Below are 24,327 nucleotides of genomic sequence, written 5' to 3' on the forward strand. Positions count from 1 at the left end.
GGAACTAATTAATAATAATTTTATATTTTAAATTATATATCTTAAGGCATGGAGTTAATCTTAATTTTGAAGGTTTTAATTTCAATTGCCATAGGTGCACTTATTGGAACTGAAAGAGAACGAAAACATGAAACTGCAGAATTTGCAGGCATTCGCACATTCATACTCATAGCTCTATTTGGAACAATTTCTGCCTATTTATCCATCTTTTATTCCTATTTTTTAATTATAGCCTTCTTGGCTATGGCTACATTAGTATGCATAAGTTACCTAATAAGTTCCAAAATGAGTGGAAACATAGGAACAACCACCGAAGTCACGGCCTTATTGACTTTTGTTTTAGGTGCATTTTGTTTCACTGATGAAGGATATAAAATAGCGCCAATCATTGCTATTATCATTACTGCAATTTTAGCCTTTAAACCTTACTTGCACAGTTTTATACGTAAAATTAGTGAAAAAGAAATGTTAAATACATTAAAGTTTCTAATAATCGCTTTTGTAATTTTACCTTTACTTCCCAACCAGAACATAGGACCATTAAATGTTTTTAATCCTTATCAGATATGGTTGATGGTGGTTTTTATTTCTGCTATTAGTTATGCGGGGTATGTGTTTATGAAGTTAATTGGTGCTGAGAGGGGATTAGGGGTCACTGGTATTATTGGAGGGCTGGTTTCAAGCACAGCTGTAGTTACTGCTATGGCCGGTCGAGTTAGAGAAAGCGATTTTTTGATTAAAGCAGCTGTTTTTGCCTCGGTTATTGCCAGTTCTATGATGTTTTTAAGAGTACTTTTTGAGGTTTTAGTGATAAACTCAGAACTCATACCATTATTATTAGTACCAATGTTATGCATGGGATTTTTAGGAATATTATTGGCAGTGATAATCTGGAAAAAAACAGATGTAAAGGATATCGGCGCAGAGGTAAAATTAGAAAACCCCTTTAGTTTAAAACCGGCATTTATATTTGGAGCACTTTTCCTGGCAATTCTATTTATTACTCGAATTGCCGACTTATACTTTGGTAGTAGTGGTCTTTATGTAGCGAGCATAATATCGGGAGTTGCTGATGTGGATGCTATAACCATAAGTATGGCTTTACAAGCCAAAACAACCATTTCTACCACAACAGCCGTGACTGCGATAACTCTGGCCAGTATATCCAATACCCTCTTTAAATTTGTAATAGCACTATTCATTGGTACTAAAAAATTTGCTCAATATATAGGTCTTATTTTTGCATTGATTATTTTAACAGGATTTATAACCATAATATTAATCTAGATTCAATTAGTTTTTCTTTAATAATAATTAATAAATTATTTTATATTTAAAAGGGTTTTGGTATCTTAATTGATTTAAAACTATCCTATATATCTTTTTAGTAATCTTTGATTTAATATAAAATTATATAAGGATGAATTTGCATATAAAGAAAAGTCTATGTATCTAACATAGAGGCCATAATGTCACTTCCAGGGGCGGATTAATATTATGTTATTCCTACTCCCACAAGAACATTCCAATCCTGGAAGTCATTAACTATTCATTTTAATCGTGAAATTTATAAATTGGAATTTAAAATTTTTATTTTTATTTTAATTTATTAATACCTCCTTTTTTTAGTTAATACTATTTTTTTGATGATTAAACTAATTTAAACCATTATTTATCTAACTTTTGACAAATTCTTTAAGCTAATTTTTATGGTGATAATAAAATTTTTTTAATATTTTTAGAATCATAAAAATCTAATATTTAAATAGTTTTAAGTTCAAATTTTAAAAGAAAAACTATTATTGTTTAAGCTGGAAAATCTCCAGCATTTTAAATACGTATTTACTATACTTTTTAGGGCTGTAAAAATCTATTTATGTTATTATTTGTATTAAGGTGATAAGATGAGGATATTGTTAATTCACTCTGACTATTTAAAATATAAAACCAGAAATAAAACTAAAATTGCCGAAAAAATAGAAGATAATAAGAAGCAAGGGCTATTTGAAAACTCGTTAGTGGTTTTCACAGCGGTGGAAAAGGAAGATGGAGCAGATCCACAACGGATAGTTGAAAATGCCGTAGCTGAGATTATGGATATTTACCAGAAGGTTGACCCGGATAATGTGGTAATTTATCCCTACGCACATTTAAGCTCATCTTTAAGTTCACCAGATGTTGCTAAAAAGATTTTAAAGGGGATAGAGTCTAAATTAAACGAAATGGATCTTCAAGTGGAACGGGTTCCATTTGGATGGTATAAATCTTTTGAAGTATCTTGCAAGGGCCATCCCCTATCTGAATTATCTAGAACAATTACTGTTGAAAAAAAAGAGGAAAAAAAGACCACAGATGGGGAAAAATCAAAGTTTTTCATTCTAGATAAGGAAGAGTTGCATGATCCAGAAAAGTTTCAATATGAAAGTGGAGATTTGAGAAAACTGGTACTGTACGAATTGGGCAAAATGGAATCTACTGGAGATGAACCACCCCACGTTAAATTAATGCGAGAAAAAAAATTAGCGGATTATGAGCCTTCAGCAGATGTGGGGCACCTTAGATGGTATCCTAAGGGTCGATTGATCCGGGATCTTTTAGCAGATTATGTTTATAATCTGGTAACTGAAAATGGTGCAATGCCGGTTGAAACACCCATAATGTATGATCTGGCAGATGAAGCCATAAGGGTGCATGCAGAGAAATTTGGTGAAAGGCAGTATCGAATGCACAATAAAAAAGAATTAATGCTTAGATATGCGTGCTGTTTTGGGGCATTTAGGGTTTTGGCTGATTCTTTTTTAACATGGAAAAATTTACCGATAGGCGTATATGAACTTTCAACTTACAGCTTCCGGATGGAAAAAAAAGGGGAAGTAGTGGGCTTGAAACGACTAAGAGGATTTACCATGCCTGATCTCCATACGGTATGTAGGGATATTGATCAGTCACTGGAAGAGTTTGACAAACAAATTTTAATGTGTCAAAAAACAGGTGAAGCCTTCCAAATCAACTACGAAGTTATTTTCAGGGCAACTGAAGACTTTTTTGAAGAAAATAAGGAATGGATGTTTGATGAGGCCAAAAGAATTGGTAAACCCATCCTGATGGAAATTTTACCAGAAAGAAAGCATTACTGGATATGTAAAATGGATTTTGCCGCTATAGACTACCTAGGCCGGCCCATTGAAAATCCGACTGTCCAAATAGATGTTGAAAGTGGGGAAAGATTTGGTATTACTTACATTGACGAGTCTGATGAAGAAATTAATCCCATAATAATTCATTGCAGTCCTACTGGAAGCATTGAAAGGGTTATATGCAGTTTACTAGAAAAAACTGCAGTTGAACTTAATGAAAAACCCCCAATGCTACCAACATGGCTTTCTCCAACACAAGTTAGGCTTTTACCTATAGCCGAAAGGCATATTGACTATGCACTGAAACTTGCCCAAGATCTTAAAAACAGTAAAATAAGGGTGGATGTGGATGATCGCCAAGACACGGTAGGTAAAAAAATAAGAAATGCTGGTAAAGATTGGGTACCTTACGTTCTAGTTTTAGGTGACAATGAATTGGAAAGCAATGATTTAATGGTCAATGTACGCAGTACCAAGGAAAAAATATCCATGTCCCTTGATGATCTGAAAGAAAGAATCCACACAGAAACAGTTCACATGCCATATAGGGCTTTACCCCTACCTTTAAAACTTTCTAAACGTGTCAATTTCTAATTTTTAATTTTTTTTACTTTTTATTTAGATGATTCACCAGTTTGTGTTTAACTTTTTTTTAAATTGCTTTTAATAATCTTTTTAAAATGTCCTGTTTTAGGGCTATTTTTTAATTGAAATCATCAAATTTTAAATAGTATAACTTATAAGAGTTTAAGTTATAAGTTATAACTTAGAAGTTAGGAGATGATGATGTGGGTGAAGTAATAGCAATACTCAATCAGAAAGGTGGAGTTGGAAAAACCACTACGGTGGTAAATTTATCGGCAGCTCTGGCATTGAACGGTAAAAAAGTTTTATTAATTGACATGGATCCTCAGGCTAATGCTACTACTGGATTCGGTATTGAAAAAGGAGCACTTGAATATACTATATATTCGGTTTTGTCAGAAGATAAAACACTAAGCGATGTGATAATGCACACGGATATAAAAGGATTGGATTTAGTCCCAAGTAATATCCATTTAAGTGGTGCAGAAATTGAATTAAGTAAAGTAATTGGTCCTTATAAAATATTAAAAGAATCTATGGATGGTTTTGATCATGTTTATGATTATATATTAATCGATGTTCCACCATCACTTGGTCTTCTAACCATCAATTCCCTGGTTGCGGCAGATAGTGTTATAATACCAATACAAGCAGAATTTTATGCTCTGGAAGGGATGGCAGACTTAATAGAGGCCATTGAATTGGTAGAAAAACGTTTAGAAAGTCCATCTCCTATAAAAGGAATATTATTAACTCTTTACGATTCAAGAACTCGTTTAGGAAGGGAAGTTTACAAAAATGTGAAAGAATATTTTGGCGAAACCGAGAATATTTTCAAAACAACTATTCCCCGAAATGTAAAATTGGCAGAAGCACCAAGTCATGGAATGCCGTGTATAGTATATGATGAAGAAAGTATTGGAACAATGGCCTACAACAAACTTGCAAAAGAAATAATTGAACTGGAGGATACAGATGACTCCTAGAAAAAAGAAACCAGAAAGTGCTCTGGGAAAAGGTTTGGATGCTCTGATACGAAGAAACGAGACAGAGAAGGTGGAAGACAACACATTGAAAACTTCAAAAAGAAAGGAAGATCCCCAACCTGCAGATGATAATGTAGAAAATAGACTTGTGGAAGACGTGCTGAGTGAAGTAAAAAAGAACCCTAGGATATCATTATGGTCGGCCAGATCTGCTGCAGTTCTAAGATTTTTGAAAAAAACCAAGCCAGAATTTAGTATTAGTAGTGAAGCGTCAATTTTAATTGAAGATGCAGTAAAAGATAAATATCCTGATATCTGGAATATTTTTGATGATTTATAATTCCTTAAATTATCTACCATATTTTAATATTTTTTACTAAAAAATTGAATTGAATAAATATTATTTTTTATTATTTTTTAGTAAATTTTAAAAATTGAAGATTTTCTAGAAATAATTAAATAAACGGTCTCTTTTAATATAAAAGTTAATACTATTAAAATATTTGACCAATTATGGGATAATTGTAGTTAATAATAATTTAAACTATATTAAAATGATTTTTTGCCTCTTTTTTCCAAGTAACGAGATTTGACTGTAAATTAAAATCTCTTTAAAAAGTCACTTTATTTAGTTAGTGCTTTCATCTTTTTTTAAATAGTATAATATATTGTATTATTCCCTTTTTCCAGGATTTAATATGATTTCCTATGAATTTTAATTTGGAGGGACACCTTTTCCCGAAATTTGATTGGAAATACTTATTTTAAATAAACCAATCATTGAAAATTCTTTGTTATTGAAAATAAGACATAATCATCAGATTTTAATATACGTTAAAATTAATCTTCTTGTAGAATGTTTTATTTAATAAAAAGAGTTTATAACTGGCTTTATTTTGGAATTTAAATGAAAATATTTAAATATGATTACTTAAGATTACCTATCTTGTTCAAGGGAGGATATTCTAAACCGATTTGGAAATTTTATTCCAAATTTCATTAGTAATACTCTTACCTTGAACGAGGAGGCGGCAGAATTAAGCGACACTCGCTATTTGCATTGTTATTAGCTTTGGGCATAACAATGCTTGCGATTCCATCCTCATTTGGGGGTGTGGATAGCGTAAATAATTATAAAAACGCAAAAATTGAATTAAATAACGACGAAATACAACAAGTAAGTGCAGCGACTTATAAAAAAGTATGGTACAAAAAGTACTATAAAAAGTACTATAAAAAGTACTATAAAAAGTACTATAAAAAGTACTATAAAAAGTGGTACAAATCTGGCGGGCGCTGGAGATACTACTGGAAATCGTATTGGAAGTCTTATTGGACATATAAATATGTGAAGAAATCTAGCAGTGTAAGCGCAGCTAGTACTTCATCTTCTAAGACTTATAAAACCAGTTCTTCCAGTTCTGATTCTGTTTCAACCACTGGATTAAGTTTTACGGCGAGTTATATCAACCGAAACTATAACCACCGATACGGAGCTTCTACAACTGCATCTGGTGTTCGTAGAACTGGTTATGGTGATTGTTGGGGATTAGCAGATTTAGCTGCCCAGGAATTAAAGAAGAAAGGTTACACAGTTCGTGTAGTCCAAGGTGCGAGCCGAGAATCAGCTCGACACAGATGGGTTCAGTATAAGTCTGGTGGTAAGTGGAAGACTTTTGAATCGACCATGGTCACCAAAAAGTATGGTTCCAAACACTATTCCTATGCCATAGCCACTGCAAGAACAGTAATCAAATACTACTAAATAAAATTGTAAAACAAACAGAAGAGGTTTCAAATAACCTCATTTTTTTTATTTTTCTTTATTTTTATAAAAAAATTATTATTTGTTATAAAATCTTTATAATTGTTATAATCCATTGCTAAATCATTTTTAAAAGGATTTTGATTGAGTTGATTCCATGTTTTCCATGCAAATATTGAAAATATATATATATAAATTGCATTAAAGCAGTTTTTTTCAATGACATTAACGTTTAAAAGGTTTTTTTCCTTATTTTAAACTCAAATAAGTGTGTTTTATATTTGGAGCGGTACCCAGCTTTTGAAACCAATCATATTTAACCATTTAAGTTGAAACGGGTTTGTATAATGTTTTAATCTTAAAAATGGAGCATAATTTACAGATTTTTATATTCTGCTAATATAATCTTATATTAAAATGTTTTATATGTTAAAAAGAGTTTTAAAACTGCTTTTTTTCCAAAATTAAAACGCAATGTTTATATATAGTGATATTATGATTCATTTATAGTTCAAAAGTAAGTGGAAGGCTGTAATAAATAGAAAATGATATTCTGTTTTTTAATATAAGTCTTACTCTTGAATAAGGAGGCGGTATAATTAAGCGACACTCGATATTTGCATTGCTATTTGCTTTGAGCATAGCAATGCTTGCTGTCCCATCCTCTGTTGTGGGCATGGATGGCGATAATATTCAAGACAACACGAAAGTTGAATTAGATAATAAAGAAATACAACAAGTAAGTGCAGCGACTTATAAAAAAGTATATTACAAAAAGTACTATAAAAAATGGTACAAATCGTATGGACGTTGGAAATACTATTGGAAATCTTACTGGACATACAAGTATGTGAAGAAATCTAGTAGTGTAAAAGCAACTAGTACTACATCTTCTAAGACCTATAAATCTGGTTCTTCCAGTTCTGGATCAGTTTCAACCAGTGGATTAAGTTCTACGGCGAGTTATATCAACCGGAATTATAATCATCGTTCTGGAGCTTCAACTACTGCATCTGGTGTTCGTAGAACTGGTTATGGTGATTGTTGGGGATTAGCAGATTTAGCTGCCCAGGAATTAAAGAAGAAAGGTTACACAGTTCGTGTAGTCCAAGGTGCGAGCCGAGGATCTTCCAGACACAGATGGGTTCAGTATAAGTCTGGTGGTAAGTGGAAGACTTTTGAATCGACCATGGTCACCAAAAGATATGGTTCCAAACACTATTCCTATGCCATAGCCACTGCAAGAACAGTAATCAAATACTACTAAGTTGAATTATTATAGTAATCGGATATTACTAATTAAAATAAGTTTAAATGTAATCGGATATTACTATGCTGAATTTAACTTAATTAACTTAATAGTAACTAAGATATTACTAAATAAAGAATTAGTTGAGAGGTTTTAAAATCTCTCTTTAACTTATTTATTTTAATTTTTTAAAAAAGCAAAAGCCACGTTAAATTAGATTTAACCACTATTTAGATTTTATTATTAATTAAAAATTTATGATGGATTGTTTTTGTATACAAAATTATTTTAATAGAGAAATAGTGTTGAAAAAATGGTTATTCAAATTAATTAGTGATAGCTACATCTATTCTATTCTAATAATTCAATTTATATTGTTTTTAAATTGTTTAAATTAATAAAATTAGCCAGAATATTCTTTTTTTTAGAATTTTAGGATAATTTCAAAGGAATTGTAATTTAAGCCTATTTAATTTTTTTGAATTAGCTATTAAATGGTGACTTATAAAAATGTAAAACATTATAACTTTTTAATCATGAAAATGGTCTATAAATTATAGACTTTGAGATTAAGGTTATTTATTCTTTTATTAGAATGTTTTATATATTAAAAAGAGTTCTAAAACAGCCTTTTTTTTAAAATTAAACCACAATATTTATATATAATCAGAATATGATTATTTTTATTGTTCAGACGAAGGACTTAAAAAACTTAATATAATTAGAAAAATTTTTTATTTTTCAAGAGGGTCCACGTTTGAATGAGGAGGCGGTATAATTAAGCGAGAGAAGAAATTTTTCGCGGCGTTAATAGCATGCAGCTTTTTGATGCTTTTTTCAATGGCTGGAGTTAATGCTGCAGAAAACGATTCTACATATACAAATATAACAAATGATAACATAATTCAAGAAGATCAGACGAATTCTACAATTAATGGCACTGAAGATCAGACAGATACTACTACATATCAAGCTAGTGCTGAGGATCCTACTGGTTTTGTAACTGTTGAAGAAGTTGAAACAGCTGCAACTAACCTTAAAAATTATGTGGAAACACATAAAACTTTACCAGACACTATAGAAGTTGGATCAAAGACATTAACTATGGCCCAATTTTTAAAAGTTTTATTGACAACTACAATACATTTAGATCAAGGCATAATTGATTCAATAAACATTGACGCAGTGGATGATGCACCAAACCCTGCAGGTCAAAATATCTCAGACAACATTCTAAAATCAGGATACTTAGAAGATGCTATCAATATACTTAATTTCATGGATTCCTATGGAAGGGCACCAAACTATTGGAGTACTTCGATTGGTAATCTACGGTTTGAAAATCTGGTACTTAGTTATGCTAATATCATGGATTTCAATGAGAATAATAATCGACTACCAAACTACACTAAGATTCGATCATCCGATTTCAAATGGCCTGTGACTGTTGAAGAAATTGAAACAGCATCTATTTACCTTAAAAATTATGCGAACTCACATAAAGCTTTACCGGCGACTATTCAGGTTGGTTCCAACTCATTGACTATGTCTGAGTTTTTGAGGGTTTTAATGACAACCGTGATAAATTTAGATCAAAATGTATCTACACCAGTTGATATGGATAATGTGAATAATGCGCCTAGTCCAGCAGGTGTGGTTATTTCAGGTAATATTCTAAAATCAGAGTATCTAAAAAATGCTACTACTATTCTAAATTTCATAGATTCCAATGGAAGAGCACCAAATTATACGAATACTTCATTTGGTAATCTAAGGTTTGAATATATGGTGTATAATTTTGCTAAAATCATGGATTTCCACAAAGATTACAATAGACTACCTAACTATACTATAGTCCAAACATCTGCAATGAGTTATGAATTAAAAGAAAATTATTCTTATTCAGTTTCAACTAGTGGTTTGAATGCAGTGGCCCGATATATAAATCAAAACTTCAATCACCGTTCTGGAGCTTCTACTACAGCAGCAGGTGTTTTAAAAACTGGTTATGGTGATTGTTGGGGATTAGCAGATTTGGCTGCCCAGGAGTTAAGTAAGAGTGGTTACAAAGTTCGTGTAGTTCAAGGTGCAAGCAGTGGTTCTTATAATCACCGTTGGGTGCAGTACTATGCTTATGGTAAATGGAATACTTTTGAATCTACAATGATTACCCAAAGATACGGTTCCAAACATTACTCATATGCCATAGCATCGGTAAGAACAGTAATCAAATATTATTAAGAGGAAATTTCCTCTTTTTATTTTTATTTTTTAAAGGCTTTTTAAATTCCTAGATAAAAATAAGGCTTATTTAATATTTAATGTTTAGATGGTTGGTGAGTAGTCCATTAGTTCTTTTTTAAATTATATCTTAATTCGAAGAGTTTATATTTATTGATTGTAATATTCAAAGTCCTTATTTTCTAAAAATAATATTTTTATTGCGATTATTAAATTAAAAATAATATAATGATGAGGGTGGACCCTACCTTTTTTATGAAAGCTTATTAGAAGTTTTTAAAATGGAAAAATAATCTCAGAAAAAGTTTTTTTTCAGAAATTTAATGAAAAAAAAATTATATAAGATATATATTAATAATTCTATAGTCCGCAAACATATGTAAAATCATATATATACAAATAAAAATTGGTGATACTATTACGCGAATGAAGTTTTTCGTGGCTTTATTAGCATGCAGCTTTTTGATGCTTTTTTCAATGGTTGGAGTTAATGCTGTTGAAAACAATACTACAGATGGAACTGTAATAAATGATATTAATGTATTGGAAGAGGAAAACAACCCTTTACAGTCCAGTGATACAGATTCTACAAGTAGTGACACTGAAGATCAGACAGATACTACTACATATCAAGCTAGTGCTGAGGATCCTCCTATTAATTCTGTAAGTATTGAAGAGGTTGAAGCAGCTTCTGTTTTTCTTAGTGGTTATGTAGCATCACATAATACTTTGCCAGAGACTATTCAGGTTGGATCATATACATTGACTATGGCTCAGTTTTTAAAAGTTTTATTGTATACTACACTGCAGTTAGATCAGGGAAATCACAATCCCATAAAAATTAGCGCGGTAAATAATGCATCTAATCCATCTGATATTAATGTTTCAGGCAACATTTTAAAATCAGAATATTTAAGAAATGCTATCAATATTCTTTATTTCATGAAGGACTATGGAAGGGCTCCGAACTATTGGCTCACTTCCTTGGGCAATCTTAGATATGAAGCTATTGTACTAAGTTATGCTAAAATCATTGATTTCCATGAATATTATAATAGGTTACCTAACTATATTAAAATCAGCCGATACGATTTTAATAATTATAATAATGTTCATGGAATATGGATACAATCAGCAAGTGTGTACACCCTAGAGGTTAGTGAATTAATAAAAATGGACATAACTGATGTGTTTGTTATATGTAAAAGAACAGGTTCTAATATATACTCCACCATCCTTCCTATATTACTCAATAAACTTCAAGGAACCAGTATAAGAGTTCATGCATGGATAATCTGTTTCCATGATGATAGTGGTTTTATTGATCCTTCCAATGAAACCTATCAACAAGATCTGATTAATTACATCTCATTACTAATGAATAACTATAATATTGACGGTGTACATTTAGATTATGTCAGATATCCTGGCGATGCTTATAACCATAATGGGACTGAAGTAATAACTAACTTCGTTGAAGATGTCTACAACAGAGTTAAATCCATTAATAATGGACTCGCAGTTTCTGCGGCGTTAATGCCCGAAAAAGAGTCTAATGCATATTATTATGGGCAGGATTATGGGCTATTAGCTCCTTATCTGGACTTTATGGTGCCAATGATTTACAAGTATGAGTACACCCCAACCACTGCGTGGATAGCTAGCACTACCCAGTATATTGTGGGTCAAGCAGGGGACACTCCAGTAATAGCAGGATTACAAACTTACAATGATGATTATGAACCAATTCTTCCTGCAGAATTAAGAAATGATATAAATGTAGCGGTGGCTAACGGTTCTTGTGGATTTGCATTATTTAGGTATGGATTAATCCACGAAGATTTCACATACTAATGGATTTAAATAATGATATAACTATATTTCACACGGAACCACATTCTAAACCATTTTTTTATAATTTCTATTTTTTAAAATCTCAAAATATCACATTTTAGCATATTAATTTTGTAAATTAAAACTTATAACTTATAAGTGTAACACTTATAACTTATTACAACGATAAAAATGAAACCTCAATCAAATTAATCAAATTTTTTAAAATGAATAGGGTTTACATAAGTTTTTTAATCCAATGTTGCCTGATATACTCCTTTAAATTTAACAAATGGTTCAGCTCTTTTGATTACTGCTCCCAATTTTTTAAGTTCTTCTAATTTATTAAATACATGACCTTTTCTTTTTTCATGGAGTATTCTAAGAGCTGATATTTTACCAATACCCGGTACAGTTATCAATTCTTTAAAGGAGGCAGAATTTATTTCTACAGGAAATTTTTCAGGATTATTTAATGCCATCAAATATTTGGGATCTTCATCCACAGACAGGTTTCCCTCCCCATCAAAGATCAACTCGTTCAGATTAAATCCGTAATAATTTATTAAATAATCTGCCTGATAAAGTCTCGGAGCTCTCATAGGTTCAGGTTTATCTAGATTTTCGAGAGGTGTTTCTTTTAGAGGTTGGAATGGACTGTAATAACTTCTTTTCATTCCAAAATTATTTGAAAGCCATTTGACTCTCTTAAGGATTTCTTCATCACTTTCATTATTAGCCCCTATAATAAACTGGGTAGTTTGGCCAGAGGGCGCGAATTCTGGATTTTTATTAGATATCCTTTTTATCCACTTCATTCTTTTTAATATGTCTTTTTGATAATCTTTAGTAGAGGTTAGTTCTTGGAAACCATCAGGTGTTGCCGCTTCAATATTGATACTAACCCGATCAGACAGACTCATAGCTCTTTTAATCATATCATAAGATGATCCTGGAAGAATTTTTAAATGAATGTAACCTTTATAACCATGATCAACTCTCAATAAACGAGTAACTTCAATCATTTTCTCCATGGTATTATCAATATCTTTGGAAACACCAGAACTTAAAAAAAGACCATCAACCATGTTTTGGTAATAATAATCCAAAAATATATCACTAAGTTCTTCAGGACTATATTCTAACCTTGAAAACTTCCTTTTACTATGATTCGTGCAATATTTACAATCATTATTACATTTATTTGTCATTAAAACCTTAAAAAGTGGAATAAAACATCCATTAGGGGAAGTTGCATTATAAACTCCTGGAATTTCACCATTCTTAATATTTTCCACCGAAGGGGTAACATAATTGCACAGATCATATTGGGCAGAATCACTTAAAATTTTCAACTTATTAATATTCATCATGTAAATTTTGTTTGAATCAATATAATTATTTTTCTCATATTTTTCAAGAGCTAATTAATGGATTAAACTAATTTAATCTAAAAATTATGATTAAATTTTTTATTAAAATGTTTTTAGGGTCTTTAATTATTTTTAATCTACGTTTGTTTATTATTTTCTATTTTGAGTTATTTTTTTTCTTTTATTTTGGATTTGGATTTTATATGGTGGGGTGATGGTCTTTTGGTTCTTTTTTTGATATTATGTTGGTTTAAAGATTCATATCTATTAATTATAGTGGCAAAGTTCTTATTTTCTAAAAATAATCTTTTGATGGTTTTTCACTCAAATAGGATCTGGGATGATGATGGAGTATATCTCTTATATGTAAAGTTATTAGAATGTTTTAAATGGTAAAACAAGTTATGGGAAGGCTTTTTTTTGAAAATTTAAAGAAAAGTTTTATATAAGATATAATGATAAAATTTTATAATAGCAAATGAATTATGCAAATCACATTAATTCTTAGAGAATTATATTGATAAATAAAACTTGGGTGGTATCATCACACGAAAGAAATTTTTTTTAGCTTTATTAGCATGTAGCTTTTTAATGCTTTTTTCTATGACTGATGTTAATGCTGCAGAAAGCGATTCTGTAGAGGATGGAAATGTTACTGTACTTCCAGAAGATAATTCTGTACAGTCCAGCGGATTAGAGTCTACTGAGGATGCGGAAGAAGAGACTGATACAAATACGTATCAAATTAGTGCTGATTATATTGGTTTTGTGACGGTTGAAGAGGTTGAAACAGCTTCTAATTACCTTAATTATTATGTAGAGACATATAACTGTTTACCAGAGACTATTACAGTTGGATCCTATGATTTGACTATGTCTCAATTTTTAAAGATTTTATTGGATACTAGTATTCAGTTAGATCAGGAAGATTATATTACTCCAATACCATTCACTGACATGGGTGATGCACCTAATCCAGCAGGACAATCCATTTCAGGATACATTCTTAAATCAGAATATATCCTGAATGCTGCTGCTATTCTTAATTTCATGGAGGGTTACGGAAGATCACCGAATTATTGGCGTACTTCTTTAGGTAATCTAAGGTTTGAGGGTCTTGTGCTTAGTTATGCTAATATAATCGATTTCTATAGGGAATATAATGAGCTGCCTAGCAACACTTTTATTATTCCATGTGATTTTATGGGGTTAGTGACTGTTGATGAAGTTGAAGCGGCTTCTGTTTATCTTAAAAATTACGTGGAGACAAATAACCATTTTCCAGAGACTATCCCTGTTGGAGCAAAATCTTTAACCATTGCTCAGTTTTTCAAGGTTTTATTAACTGCAGTTGTTCAGATTGATCAGGAAGATTATACTACTCTAATATATGTTACTGATTTGGGCGATGTGCCTAATTCAGCCGGGCATGTTATTTTGGGCAACATTTTAAAATCGGATTATATTTCAAACGCCGGGCAACTTCTTAGTTTTATGGAGTCATATGGGAGAGCACCGAATTATTGGCGTACTTCTTTAGGTAATCTATGTTTTGAGGGTCTTGTGCTTAGTTATGCCAATATCATGGATTTCCAGGAATCTAATGGCAGATTACCCAACTATACAGTTGTCAATTTTTCAGGGGCTGCGACTTTTGACAATGTTAAAGAGGCGTCTCTATATCTTAAGAAATATGTAACGGCTCTTAAACTTTTACCGTGGAGTATTAAGGTTGGTTCTTATACTTTGACATTGTCTGAATTTTTGAAAGTTTTATTGATATCAGTGATAAATTCAGATCAAAATCTATTTACTTCGGTGGTTATCACTGATGTGGATAATCCTCCTAAGCCAGCAGGCCAAAATATTTCAGGTACCATTTTAAAATCAGAGTATATCCAAAATGCTAATGCTATTCTCAATTTCATTGATTCCAATGGGAGAGCACCGAATTATGGAATTACTTCGTTGGGTGATTTAAGATTTGATTACATTGTGTTTGGTTATGCTAAGATCATGGATTTCCACAAAGATTATAATAGACTCCCTAATTACACTGTTGTAAAAAATTCTGACTTTAATTTCAGTACAATTAACGCAATTTACTATTCAGCTCAGCTTAGACCAACAAACAATTGTCAGTCCACAAGTTCAACCATAATAAATTTTGCTAAAAACTTAACTAAAAACTGTTTTACCACCTACGATAAGGCTTTAGCCATATTTGAATGGGTAAGAGATTATTGTGATTATACATTCTATTACAATACCAAATATGGTGCAGTTGGAATGTTGTACCGTAAGGATGGTAATTGTATAGATCATTCACATTTAATCAATGCTTTAGCTCGTTCTGTGGGTATACCTGCTAGATATGCTCATGCAAAGTGTAAATTCACTAATATGACCGTGGGACACATATGGTCAGAATTATATATCCGGGGGAGATGGGTTACTGCTGATGCAACGAGCTTAAGAAATGATTTAGGGACACAATTGAATTGTAAAATATTGTATTGGAAAGGAAGATACACCCAACTACCTTTCTGAACTTTTTTTATCATTTTTTTCATTTTCTGGATAATTTTATATATCTAGTTTATTAGGGCAATATTAATGTGGTTTTAACTATATTTTAGTTTATATTTGTTTACTAATTTGTGTTCAAGGTTAATTTATTTGTTTTATTCTCGATTTGGGGTTTTTATGATAGTTTAGTAGTTTGTCAGTTCTTTTTTTAGGTTTTATGTTGGTTCAGAGGGTTTATATTTATTAATTATACTATTTACAGTCTTTATTTTCTAAAAATAATCTTTTTCTGATTGTTTTTCACTAAAATTTAATATAAAGAGGAAGTTGCATTATATCCCTTTTATGAAAACTTATTATAATGTTTTAAATGGTAAAATAAGCCATAAAAAAGCTTTTTTTTAGAATTTTAATGAAAAGGTTTATATAAGATTATGTTAGAATTCAAATAGTCAATAAATGATTTAAAAAAAATCATTTTAATTGAACTTGGAGGCGGTATAATTAAGCGAAAGAAGAAATTTTTCGTGGCCATGTTAGCGTGCAGCTTTTTGATGCTTTTTTCAATGGCTGGTGTTAATGCTGCAGAAGATGATTCTTCAGATGGGATTATAATAAATGATACCAATGTAACTCAAGAAGATAATCCTTTACAGTCCGATGATAACGATTCTACAGATAATGGCACAGAAGATACGGGAGATCAGACAGATACTATTACATATCAAACTAGTGCTGAGGGTTCTTCTGGTTCTGTGACGGTTGAAGAAGTTGAAACGGCTGCTAGCGAACTTAAGAATTATGTGGAGATACATAACAGTTTACCAGACACTATTCAGGTCGGTTCATATACTTTGACCATGGCTCAGTTTTTAAATGTCTTATTAAATACTACACTACAATTAGATCAGGAAATATATGATCGAATAACAATTAATACGGTGGATGATGCACCTAACCCTTCTGGTAACGTTAATTCGGGTAATATTTTAAAATCAGAATATTTAGAAAACGCTGTCAGTATCCTTAATTTTATGGATACTCATGGAAGGGCACCAAACTATGGGAGTACTTCTTTAGGTAATCTAAGATTTGAAGGCCTTGTATTTAGTTTTGCTAAAATCATAGATTTTTACAAAGATTTTGATAGGCTACCTAACTACGCAGTTATTATCCAATCCGGTTTCATGGGTTCTGTGACGGTTGAAGAAGTTGAAGCAGCTGCTAGCGAACTTAAGAATTATGTGGAGATACATAACAGTTTACCAGACACTATTCAGGTCGGTTCAAAGTATTTGACCATGGCTCAGTTTTTAAGTGTCTTATTAAATACTACGCTACAATTAGATCAGGGAAATTATTCTCCGATAAAGATTATTGCAATGGGCGATGCACCTAATCCAACAGGTGAAATTGTTTCAGGTAACATTCTAAAATCAGAGTATTTACTAAATGCTACAAATATTCTTAATTTCATGGATTCCTATGGAAGGGCACCAAACTATTGCAATATTACCTTAGGTAATTCTAGATTTGAATATATGGTGTTGAGTTTTGCTAAAATCATAGATTTCTACAAAGAGAATGATAGGCTACCAAACTATACTAAAATTCTTCCAACGGATTCTATAGGATCAGTGACTTTTGAAGAGATTGAAGAAGCAGCAGTTTATCTTAAAGAGTATATAACAGCACTTAAATTTTTACCAAAGACTATTCAAGTTGGTTCCTATACTTTGACCATGTCAGAATTTTTAAAAATTTTATTGACAACAGTAATAAATTCAGATCAAAATATATTTACACCAGTAAATGTCACAGATGTGAATAATTCGCCAAATCCTGCAGGTCAGAAAATTTCGGCCAACATTCTAAAATCAGAATATATGCAAAATGCTATTGATATTCTTAATTTTATGGATACTTATGGAAGGGCACCAAACTATTGGAAAACTTCATTAGGTAATCTCAGGTTTGAATATGTAGTATTTAGTTTTGCTAAAATCATAGATTTTCAAAAAGAGTACAATAGACTACCTAACTACGCGCTCATACATACATCTGACATACTTTTCAATGTAATTGACGCACCGGGCAATTTACTACAGTATCTTATGCCAACAGATAATTGTCAGTCATTAAGTTCAACCATAATAAATTTTGCTAAAAATTTAACTAAAAACTGTTATACTGACTATGATAAGGCTAAAGTCATATTTGAATGGGTAAGAGACTATTGTAGCTATACGTTCTATTACAATACCAAATATGGTGCAGTAGAAATGTTAAACCGTAAGGATGGTAATTGTATAGATCATTCACATTTAATCAATGCTTTAGCTCGTTCTGTGGGTATACCTGCTAGATATGCTCATGCACAGTGTAAATTCACCAGCATGACAGTGGGACATATTTGGTCTGAACTATACGTAAATGGAAGATGGGTCACTGCTGATGCGACAAGCACAAGAAACAATTTAGGAACACAAGTGAACTGTTCAATATTATATTGGAAAGGAAGATACGCAGAACTACCTTTCTAAACCCTTTTTTTATTTTTAGATTTTTAATTGCAGAATATTATATTATATATGTTTTAATTTATTATAGAGATGTTAAACGGTTTTAACTATTTCAAACCGATTGTGTGTTTATTATTTTGTATTTAAGATTATTTTATTTGTTTTATCCTAGATTTGGATTTCATATGATTGGTTTGTGGTCTTTTGATTCTATTTTTAGGGTTTAAGTTGGTTCAAAGAGTTTATATTTATTGATTATACTATTCACAGCTCTTATTTTCTAAAAATAATCTTTTTAGGACGGGTTTTTACTAAAATCTAATATAAAAGGGGCCGGGGACTATATATCTTTTATGAAAACCTATTAGAATGTTTTAAATGGAAAAATAAGCTATAAAAAAGCTTTTTTTCGGAAATTTAATGAAAAGGTTTATATAATATTTATGTTAGAATCTCATAATCAGCAAATAAACTATAATATCGTTTTATATTCTATATCCAGTAAATATCTAAAAAAATTCCATTATATAATTTGGAGGGGTTTACATTAAGCGAGAGAAATTTTTCGTGGTGTTAATAGCGTGCAGCTTTTTGATGCTTTTTTCAATGGCTGGTGTTAATGCTGCAGAAGATGATTCTTCAGATGGGACTATAATAAATGATACCAATGTAACTCAAGAAGATAATCCTTTACAGTCCGATGATAACGATTCTACAGATAATGGCACAGAAGATACGGGAGATCAGACAGATACTATTACATATCAAACTAGTGCTGAGGGTTCTTCTGGTTCTGTGACGGTTGAAGAAGTTGAAACGGCTGCTAGCGAACTTAAGAATTATGTGGAGATACATAACAGTTTACCAGACACTATTCAGGTCGGTTCATATACTTTGACCATGTCAGAATTTTTAAAGATTTTATTGATGACTGTCATAAATTTAGATCAAAATGTGTCTACGCCAGTGGCTGTCACGGAGGTGGGTGATGCACCTAATCCTGCAGGTCAAAATATTTCGGGTAATCTTCTAAAATCAGAGTATCTGCAAAATGCTATTGGTATTCTTAATTTTATTGATTCCAATGGAAGGGCACCAAATTATTTTAGGACGTCTTTGGGTAATCTACGGTTTGAATATATAGTATTTAGTTATACTAAAATCATGGATTTCTATGGAGATTATGATAGGCTCCCTAACTATACTAAAATTTGTTTATCTGATTTTATGCAGTCTTTAACAGTTGATGAGATTGAAACAGCTTCTAATTGTCTTAAAAATTATGTACAGGCAAATAAAATTCTACCAGACACTATTCAGGTCGGTTCAAAGTGTTTAACCATGTCAGAATTTTTAAATGTTTTATTGATGGCAGTGATTAATTCAGATAGAAATGTGTCTATGCCCGTGGCTGTCACGGAGGTGGGTGATGCACCTAATCCTGCAGGTCAAAATATTTCAGGTAACATTCAAAAATCAGAATATGTAAGAAAGGCAACCAATATTCTAAATTTCATGAATTCCAATGATAGAGCACCAAACTATTCTACCACATCTTTAGGTAATCTAAGGTACGAATATATAGTGTTCAATTTTGCAAAGATCATGGACTTCCATAAATACTACAATAGACTGCCTAACTATACCGTAGTCCAAACATCTGCCATGAGTTATCAAATGATGGAAATTTCTTCTAAATACGGTGCTAAAAACGTTATTGTGACAGATAGTTATGTTCAATGCTCTGGAAGATGTACTTGTAGCTTGTATCAAGATTACGATTATCATACAGTTAAATTTGTTAACTACTGTCCTTATTGCCATAAAAATTCTACACTGGACTATGAAGAAGGAAATACAATTTATGATAACCCTGAAGGAATGTGGGTGTGCAGTATGAGTAAAGGTGGCTGTGATGCAGATTTCTGCTTAGTGCATGGTAAAGCCCATGTGACTAGTGGTGCTAAATATTTAACCTCTGCATAAACAATAAATAGGCTGAATTTATTATATCAGTCTAATTTTATTTATTTTTTGACATTGTTAAGCAGCACTGTAATTTATGTGAGAATTCTAAGTTTTTTTAAGATCATTTTTTTAATTGAAAATAATGGATTAATCCTTTTTCAGATTTCACCTTAAAGAATTATCTAATTAAAATTAGCCTTTAATTTTAATTCTCTTAAATAAGATTATTTTCGAATTGTATAAATAATAGGAGAATTATTATTAAAAGTGGTGTTAAAAATGTGGTTATACATAATTATAGGAATTATAATAATAATATTACTGGCAGCCCTGGCTTTAATGTATAACAGTCTGGTGGGCTTACGCAATAGAGTTAAAAATGCCTGGTCTCAGATAGATGTTCAACTAAAAAGAAGGACAGACCTAATACCTAACCTGGTTGAAACAGTTAAAGGATATGCAACACACGAAAAAGGAGTTTTTGAAGAAGTAACCAGGGCTCGTTCAAGTTTAATAAACGCCCAAACAGTTAAAGAAAATGAAGAGGCTAATAATATGTTAACCGGTGCTCTTAAATCTCTTTTTGCAGTTGCCGAGAATTACCCTGATTTAAAAGCAAGTCAAAACTTCCAGGACCTGCAGATGCAACTGGCTGAAACTGAAGATAAAATTGCTTACTCACGTCAGTTTTACAATGACACAGTTTTAATGTACAATAACAAAGTTCAAATGTTCCCGAGTAATATCATTGCCCGCATGTTCAACTTCACAGAATCCGAATTCTTTGAAACAGCAGAAACTGAACGTTCAGTTCCTAAAGTAGAATTTTAGGTGGTAAAATGAATAAAAACCATTTTATCACACTTTCTTTATTACTTTTACTCACTTTTTCTATTTTATCTACTGTCGCTGCCCAGGATGATGATGATCGAAGCTACACAATTCCTTATGCAAATATAGATCTTTATTTACAGGAAAATGGTAATTTACATGTGAAAGAGAAGCTTCATTATTCCTTTTCAGGGACGTATAATGGGGTGTATAGAGACATACCGATTAAAACTGGTCAGAGAATAGAAAATATCCAAATAAATGCTGACGGGGCATATTCTACTCTTGAAGTTATAAATCAAGGTGATACACAGCGACTGAAAATTTATTTATACTCCAATCCTGAAAAAACAGTGCCAATAACTGATAGGGATGTAGATGTTTATATTGAATATGATTTTATTAATGTTATCAAAATCTACAACGACGTGGCAGAGTTACAATACAAACTCTGGGGAGAAAATTGGGAGGTCGATGTAGGTCAGGTCACTGGAAATATTCATTTACAATCTAGTGAAGGTGTAAAATACTGGATTAACCCCCCATATTATGTACAAAGTGACAAATGGCAGGGAAATATTTTGCAGATTAAATCTACTAACATTGCTTCGGGTAACTGGTTTGAAATAAGACTGGCCATACCTAAGGATCAGTTTTCAAGCAACCCCCTATTTGCACAAAAAATTGATAGTAACGGGTTACCAGAGATGGAACGAATCCAACAGGACTATACAAACGAATTAAACTTTAAAACCATACTTTACTCTATTTTATCGGTTTTAATGATTCTGGGTATATTCGTACCTATAATAATTTATTTCAGATATGGTAGAGAACCTAAAATAGATTATCAAGCAGAATATGAGAGAGATTTACCAACTGCAGATCCTCCAGCAATGGTAAATGCTATATCTGGAAAAGGATTCTCCAAAAGAATTGGTGAACCAGACATGGACGGATTTAGAGCCACTATAATGGATTTAATTAACCGGAAGTATCTGTTGATTCAGGATATCCCGTCAGATATCAAAGAAGATACAGAAGGATCCATTTCATTGAAAATTAATGAAAATAAGGATTTTTCAAAGCTTAAATATTTTGAAGCTGATGTTATAAATTTCCTCAAATCCTTTGAAGAGGAAGGCATAGTGGGTCTTGACAGACTTAAATCTAATTTAAAAGTTAGAAGTAACGCTGAATCATTTAGAGATTCTTATAACTTGTGGAAAGATGATTTAAAGAACGAATTTTTAAATGATGATGTTATGAAAAAGATTTTCATCAGAAAAGGAGACACTTATCTAAAAATTTTTGGAGGATTAGGTTTGGTTATAGCGGCAGTGACTTTCTTTTTCACACTATTTGATCCATTTCCTGCTGCAAGATATGCTTTGGTTTCATCCATTGTTTTAGGTGTTGTGGCTATAATTTCTTTAGTACTGCCACAAAAAATTGCTGGACGATGGACTACTTATGGTGAAGAATACAATGCTAAATGGCATAATTTTAAAAAGTATATTATGGATTTCAGTTTAATTAAAGAATATCCCCCGGAGTCTATTGCCATATGGAATAAATACTTAGTATATGCCACAGCTCTTGGAATTGCAGATAAGGTACGTAAATCAATGGAAATGACACTACCAACCGACGAACTAGCACGGAGTGATATCTACCTATTCCACTATTATGGAGGATATGTAATTCTTTCCTCCACATTAGATGCCGGGATGGCCACAGCCACAAGTGGAGACTCTGGCGGTTTGGGCGGAGTCGGCGGAGTCGGCGGAGGATCTGGTGGAGGTGGAGGTGGAGCTTTTTAAATAAATATTCTCTTCTCCACATCCATTTTTTTCCTTTCTTTTTTTAGGTAGGGGAAAATTAAATTCTCTTTTTTTAAATTTTTCACTAAATTTTTAAATAACAGCACGGATTACTACATAATATGAGAATTGTCTTAGCAGGAACCGGAAGTGCTGTGGGAAAAACAACCATTTCCACAGGTATAATGAAAGCACTTTCTAAAGAATATAAGGTACAGCCATTTAAAGTTGGCCCGGACTATATAGATCCAACTTATCATACTATGGCAACAGGTAATCCTTCACGAAACCTCGATTCCTTTTTCATGTCTGATGGTCAGATAAGACAATCATTTGAAAGAGGTTTAAAAAATTCCAAGTCAAATCTAGGAATAATAGAGGGGGTAAGAGGCCTATATGAAGGATTAAGCCCCATAAGTGATGTTGGAAATACAGCATCCATTGCAAAAGCCCTGGATGCTCCGGTGATACTTATTTTAAATGCACGGAGCCTGGTTAAAAGTGCAGCGGCAATTGTACTTGGATTTAAAACTCTCGACCCCCAAATAAAAATTAACGGTGTTATTTTAAACCAGGTGAAAAATAAAAAACACTACCTTAAAACCAAGGAATCAGTTGAAAAACTTTCTTATACTGAAGTGATAGGTGGTTTACCTCGAAGCGAGGACATTGCTGTAGAACAACGTCATTTAGGTTTAGTTCCGGCAGTGGAACGCGAGAATATTCTAAGTTTCATTGATAAGTGGGGAAGAGTAATTGAGGAAAATATTGATCTGGATCGGCTTTTAACAATTATGAAGGACTCCAATAAATTACCGCCGGGAAGAGAAGATACATGGCATAAAAAAAATCGTAAAAAGGTTAAGATTGGAGTTGCACAAGATGAAATATTTACTTTTTATTATAAAGAGAATTTAGAGGCTTTAGAAGATAATAATGCAGAAATAGTACCATTCAGTCCCTATCATCATGAAGAATTACCCGATGTGGATGCACTTTATTTTGGGGGAGGTTATCCTGAAATATTTGCCAAAGAACTGGAATCAAACCAATCCATGAGGTTATCTGTTAAAAAATTCCATGAAGATGGACGGCCCATATATGCTGAATGTGGAGGCTTAATGTATCTTACCAAATCTATAAACAATAAGAAAATGTGTAACGTTTTTAATTATGATTCTATAATGACGAAAAAGCCCCAAGCATTAAGTTATGTTATTGCTAAAACAAAAAATGATAATATTATCACTAAACAAGATGAAATATTTCATGGGCACGAATTTCACTACTCTAAAATCTTATTAAAAGGTAAAAATAATTTTGCATTTGAAATCCTCAGAGGTAAAGGTATAAAAGGTTCTTTAGATGGTTTAATGAGTAAAAACACGGTGGCCAGCTATGTTCATACCCACGTGGCAGCTTGTCCTCAATTTGCCCCTAATTTGGCCATAAGTGCCGTGGAACTTAATGATTAAATTTTTATTG

General features: G+C 31.9%; 15 protein-coding genes. 14 read left to right on the forward strand and 1 reads right to left on the reverse strand.

Annotated elements, in window-relative coordinates:
• Positions 1 to 48 precede the first annotated feature (48 nt).
• From CIT01_05555 to CIT01_05590, 8 genes are all read left to right on the forward strand, one after another.
• A complete protein-coding gene (locus CIT01_05555; GenBank protein ID AXV37699.1) occupies positions 49 to 1,287 on the forward strand; it encodes a hypothetical protein in 1,239 nt (412 codons plus the stop codon).
• 617 nt (positions 1,288 to 1,904) lie between these two features.
• Positions 1,905 to 3,731 (forward strand): threonine--tRNA ligase, encoded by a 1,827-nt coding sequence (locus CIT01_05560; protein ID AXV37700.1) that lies wholly within the window; start codon positions 1,905 to 1,907, stop codon positions 3,729 to 3,731.
• A gap of 194 nt (positions 3,732 to 3,925) precedes the next feature.
• On the forward strand, positions 3,926 to 4,708 hold the full coding sequence (locus CIT01_05565; protein AXV37701.1) for a sporulation initiation inhibitor Soj: 783 nt from the start codon (positions 3,926 to 3,928) through the stop codon (positions 4,706 to 4,708).
• Positions 4,698 to 5,048 carry a hypothetical protein gene (locus CIT01_05570; protein AXV37702.1) on the forward strand — a complete coding sequence of 117 codons (351 nt, stop codon included), beginning with the start codon at positions 4,698 to 4,700 and terminating at the stop codon, positions 5,046 to 5,048. The genes CIT01_05565 and CIT01_05570 overlap by 11 nt, the downstream gene beginning before the upstream one ends.
• 720 nt (positions 5,049 to 5,768) lie before the next feature.
• On the forward strand, positions 5,769 to 6,473 hold the full coding sequence (locus tag CIT01_05575) for a hypothetical protein (protein ID AXV37703.1): 705 nt from the start codon (positions 5,769 to 5,771) through the stop codon (positions 6,471 to 6,473).
• A 676-nt stretch (positions 6,474 to 7,149) separates the two neighbouring features.
• Positions 7,150 to 7,740 carry a hypothetical protein gene (locus tag CIT01_05580; protein ID AXV38736.1) on the forward strand — a complete coding sequence of 197 codons (591 nt, stop codon included), beginning with the start codon at positions 7,150 to 7,152 and terminating at the stop codon, positions 7,738 to 7,740.
• A gap of 810 nt (positions 7,741 to 8,550) precedes the next feature.
• Positions 8,551 to 9,963 (forward strand): hypothetical protein, encoded by a 1,413-nt coding sequence (locus tag CIT01_05585; protein ID AXV37704.1) that lies wholly within the window; start codon positions 8,551 to 8,553, stop codon positions 9,961 to 9,963.
• 426 nt (positions 9,964 to 10,389) lie between these two features.
• Positions 10,390 to 11,817 carry a hypothetical protein gene (locus tag CIT01_05590; protein AXV37705.1) on the forward strand — a complete coding sequence of 476 codons (1,428 nt, stop codon included), beginning with the start codon at positions 10,390 to 10,392 and terminating at the stop codon, positions 11,815 to 11,817.
• Positions 11,818 to 12,047: 230 nt separating this feature from the next.
• Here the strand turns inward: CIT01_05590 and CIT01_05595 are convergent, their stop codons facing one another.
• Entirely contained in the window at positions 12,048 to 13,169 is a 1,122-nt protein-coding gene (locus tag CIT01_05595; GenBank protein ID AXV37706.1) for a radical SAM protein, read from the reverse strand.
• A 591-nt stretch (positions 13,170 to 13,760) separates the two neighbouring features.
• Between CIT01_05595 and CIT01_05600 the strand changes: the two genes are divergently transcribed.
• The 6 genes from CIT01_05600 to CIT01_05625 all read left to right on the forward strand — a co-directional run bounded on the left by CIT01_05600 (position 13,761) and on the right by CIT01_05625 (position 24,317).
• Positions 13,761 to 15,719 (forward strand): hypothetical protein, encoded by a 1,959-nt coding sequence (locus CIT01_05600; protein AXV37707.1) that lies wholly within the window; start codon positions 13,761 to 13,763, stop codon positions 15,717 to 15,719.
• 506 nt (positions 15,720 to 16,225) lie between these two features.
• The gene (locus CIT01_05605) at positions 16,226 to 18,241 is read left to right on the forward strand and encodes a hypothetical protein (GenBank protein AXV37708.1); all 2,016 of its coding nucleotides are present in this window, start codon (positions 16,226 to 16,228) and stop codon (positions 18,239 to 18,241) included.
• 573 nt (positions 18,242 to 18,814) lie between these two features.
• Complete coding sequence (locus CIT01_05610; GenBank protein AXV37709.1) at positions 18,815 to 20,206, forward strand: hypothetical protein; 1,392 nt, start codon at positions 18,815 to 18,817, stop codon at positions 20,204 to 20,206.
• 261 nt (positions 20,207 to 20,467) lie between these two features.
• A complete protein-coding gene (locus CIT01_05615; protein AXV37710.1) occupies positions 20,468 to 21,019 on the forward strand; it encodes a hypothetical protein in 552 nt (183 codons plus the stop codon).
• Between the two features lie 8 nt (positions 21,020 to 21,027).
• Positions 21,028 to 22,842, forward strand: a complete 1,815-nt coding sequence (locus tag CIT01_05620) for a hypothetical protein (protein ID AXV37711.1) — start codon at positions 21,028 to 21,030, stop codon at positions 22,840 to 22,842.
• Positions 22,843 to 22,964: 122 nt separating this feature from the next.
• Positions 22,965 to 24,317 carry a Ni-sirohydrochlorin a,c-diamide synthase gene (locus CIT01_05625; GenBank protein ID AXV37712.1) on the forward strand — a complete coding sequence of 451 codons (1,353 nt, stop codon included), beginning with the start codon at positions 22,965 to 22,967 and terminating at the stop codon, positions 24,315 to 24,317.
• Positions 24,318 to 24,327 lie beyond the last annotated feature (10 nt).

Origin of the sequence: Methanobacterium sp. BRmetb2 (assembly GCA_003491285.1) — an archaeon.
GTDB lineage: Archaea > Methanobacteriota > Methanobacteria > Methanobacteriales > Methanobacteriaceae > UBA117.

What these genes read in the sequence shown, in the direction of transcription:
- CIT01_05555 (AXV37699.1), top strand. Translation starts at nt 49, where the DNA reads ATGGAGTTAATCTTAATTTTGAAGGTTTTAATTTCAATTGCCATAGGT.
- CIT01_05560 (AXV37700.1), top strand. Translation starts at nt 1,905, where the DNA reads ATGAGGATATTGTTAATTCACTCTGACTATTTAAAATATAAAACCAGA.
- CIT01_05570 (AXV37702.1), top strand. Translation starts at nt 4,698, where the DNA reads ATGACTCCTAGAAAAAAGAAACCAGAAAGTGCTCTGGGAAAAGGTTTG.
- CIT01_05580 (AXV38736.1), top strand. Translation starts at nt 7,150, where the DNA reads ATGGATGGCGATAATATTCAAGACAACACGAAAGTTGAATTAGATAAT.
- CIT01_05585 (AXV37704.1), top strand. Translation starts at nt 8,551, where the DNA reads ATGCTTTTTTCAATGGCTGGAGTTAATGCTGCAGAAAACGATTCTACA.
- CIT01_05590 (AXV37705.1), top strand. Translation starts at nt 10,390, where the DNA reads ATGAAGTTTTTCGTGGCTTTATTAGCATGCAGCTTTTTGATGCTTTTT.
- CIT01_05595 (AXV37706.1), bottom strand. Translation starts at nt 13,169, where the DNA reads ATGATGAATATTAATAAGTTGAAAATTTTAAGTGATTCTGCCCAATAT.
- CIT01_05600 (AXV37707.1), top strand. Translation starts at nt 13,761, where the DNA reads ATGCTTTTTTCTATGACTGATGTTAATGCTGCAGAAAGCGATTCTGTA.
- CIT01_05610 (AXV37709.1), top strand. Translation starts at nt 18,815, where the DNA reads ATGCTTTTTTCAATGGCTGGTGTTAATGCTGCAGAAGATGATTCTTCA.
- CIT01_05615 (AXV37710.1), top strand. Translation starts at nt 20,468, where the DNA reads ATGTGGTTATACATAATTATAGGAATTATAATAATAATATTACTGGCA.
- CIT01_05620 (AXV37711.1), top strand. Translation starts at nt 21,028, where the DNA reads ATGAATAAAAACCATTTTATCACACTTTCTTTATTACTTTTACTCACT.
- CIT01_05625 (AXV37712.1), top strand. Translation starts at nt 22,965, where the DNA reads ATGAGAATTGTCTTAGCAGGAACCGGAAGTGCTGTGGGAAAAACAACC.